The organism is Streptomyces milbemycinicus (assembly GCF_002154605.1).
Taxonomy (GTDB): Bacteria; Actinomycetota; Actinomycetes; order Streptomycetales; family Streptomycetaceae; genus Streptomyces; species Streptomyces milbemycinicus.
The window spans coordinates 1-1,992 of sequence record NZ_MUNE01001092.1 but is presented as its reverse complement, the minus strand read 5'-3'; the positions used below and the strand labels follow the sequence as shown (position 1 = coordinate 1,992).

Sequence of the window (1,992 nt, the reverse complement as noted above, 5' to 3'; positions counted from 1 at the left end):
GCCGCCAGGTGCAGCCCGAGGTCGCCACGAAGATGATCGCGGCCAATGCTTCGCGGCCAATGCTTCGCGGTCACCCGCTCGACGCCGGCCGCCACCCTGCGGACGTATGACCTCCGTCGGCGGTACCACCCGCCGGAACAGCACCCACAACTCGTCCGGCACCCAACGCTCAACCACGTCGGTCATGCACGGTTCAACGAACGATCACGCCATAAGAAACGGCGTCTAAAGCCCCAGCACCTCGCCGTACTTGATGGACCCGTGGGGCAGCGCGAAGCCGAACGGGGTCAGCGACTTGCCCAGCGGGTACGTTTCCTCGGTGCTGCTCGGCACGAACCAGACGCCACCCGACCTGGGCTCACCGGCGTTCTCCCCGGGCGCGCTCACCGCGGTGTCCCACAGTCCGTCGCGGTTGTAGTCGCCGACGGCCACCTGGGCGCCGAAGCGGTCGCCGGCCTCGGCCGTGCCGGGCATGTTCGTGGTGCTCTGGCTGCGGGCCAGACCGCCGTAGAGGCCGTGCTCTGCGCCGTTCATGGTGACGTACCCGCCCGCGTCCTTGACGGTGCCCACGTCCTCGCCGGGCACGCCGACCACCAGTTCCGGACGGCTGTCGCCGTTCAGGTCGCCCGCGGCCAGCGCGGCGCCGAAGTCGTCGCCCTCCTCGGCGGTGCCGCCGACCTCCGGGTTCGACTGGGTGATGCACTCGCTCTCGGTGCCGAAGTTCGCGGTCTTCGAGCCCTTGAGCAGGAGCACCGCACCGCCGAGCCGGTCCTCGCAATGCGTGGTCTCCGACTCGGGGTTGGGCTGTACGAGGCCGACCGCGAGGTCGTCCGTGCCGTCCCGGTCGAAGTCGGCGGCGGCGAGCGAACTGCCCCGGTCGGCGTCGGCGTACCACTGGGCCGGCTTGGCCTGGTCGTCCCAGCGCGTGATGAAGGTGCTGGAGTCCTCCATGCCCTGCCAGGTGGCGGCGATGTCGTCCCGACCGTCGCCGTCGAAGTCGCCGGTGGCCAGGTCGCGGGTGGCGCCGCCCATGCTGTAGCGGCGCAGGGTGGTGGTGGTTACGGGGGCCGCGGTGAGCGGGCCCGGGCGGAACCGGAGCGAGCCGCTCTCCTCGCTGTTCTCGCCGTACACGAGGTCGGTGTCGCCGTCGCCGTCGTAGTCGCCCGTGGCGATGGTGCGGCCGATGCTGCTGAACTCGCCCGCGCCCCTGGCCACGGTGGTGCCCTTGACGTTCCACCCCGATCCGTCCAGGACGGTGATGGTGCCCTCGTCCTTGAGCTGCTCGGAGGTGAGCGACTCGCCGCTCGCGCCGACGACGAGCTCGAAGACGCCGTCGCCGTTCACGTCGACGGCGGCCACGGAGGACCCGAAGCGGTCGCCCGCCTCGGGCGTGCCGGGTATGCCGGCCTCAGCCTGGCTGATGACGCCGGTGGACTGGCTCGGGCTCTGCGGGCCGCCATAGATCACGCTGATGTAGCCAGCCTTGGCCTTGCCGTCCACCGTGGCGTTGGGCATGCCGACCGCGATGTCCGCGTATCCGTCGCCGTTGAAGTCGAACCGCGGAGTCGTTGCAGCCGCGGCGCTCCCGGCGAGTGGCAGGGTCAGACCGGCGGCGGTGAGGGCCGCTGCGGCGGCGGTGGCGGCCAGGGTGCGTGCACGCACGGTGGAACTCCCGTAGTCGAAGGGGGTAATGAGAGCGAAAGTTCTCGGAGATGTGACTCACGAGGTGTACGAAGGGTTGTGTGAAGGTGGCGGAACACGACTGAGACGCCGTTTCTTATGGCGTGATCGTTCGTTGAACCGTGCATGACCGACGTGGTTGCGCGTTGGGTGCCGGACGAGTTGTGGGTGCTGTTCCGGCGGGTGGTACCGCCGACGGAGGTCATACGTCCGCAGGGTGGCGGCCGGCGTCGAGCGGGTGACCGCGAAGCATTGGCCGCGAAGCATTGGCCGCGATCATCTTCGTGGCGCCCTCGGGCTGCACCTGGCGGC

Annotated in this window: 1 protein-coding gene and 2 pseudogenes; 1 reads left to right on the top strand and 2 read right to left on the bottom strand. The window is 70.0% G+C overall.

The features are described from left to right. Together CCN51_RS54080 and CCN51_RS51245 are read right to left on the bottom strand one after the other, a co-directional pair. Positions 1 to 186: pseudogene (locus CCN51_RS54080) on the bottom strand (hypothetical protein); the annotation flags it as partial. A 39-nt stretch (positions 187 to 225) separates the two neighbouring features. Further along, entirely contained in the window at positions 226 to 1,662 is a 1,437-nt protein-coding gene (locus CCN51_RS51245; RefSeq protein WP_014178092.1) for an FG-GAP and VCBS repeat-containing protein, read from the bottom strand. Positions 1,663 to 1,806: 144 nt separating this feature from the next. On the opposite strand from CCN51_RS51245, the pseudogene CCN51_RS56240 reads away from it, so the two are divergent. Next, positions 1,807 to 1,992 (top strand): annotated as a pseudogene (locus tag CCN51_RS56240) (hypothetical protein); the annotation flags it as partial.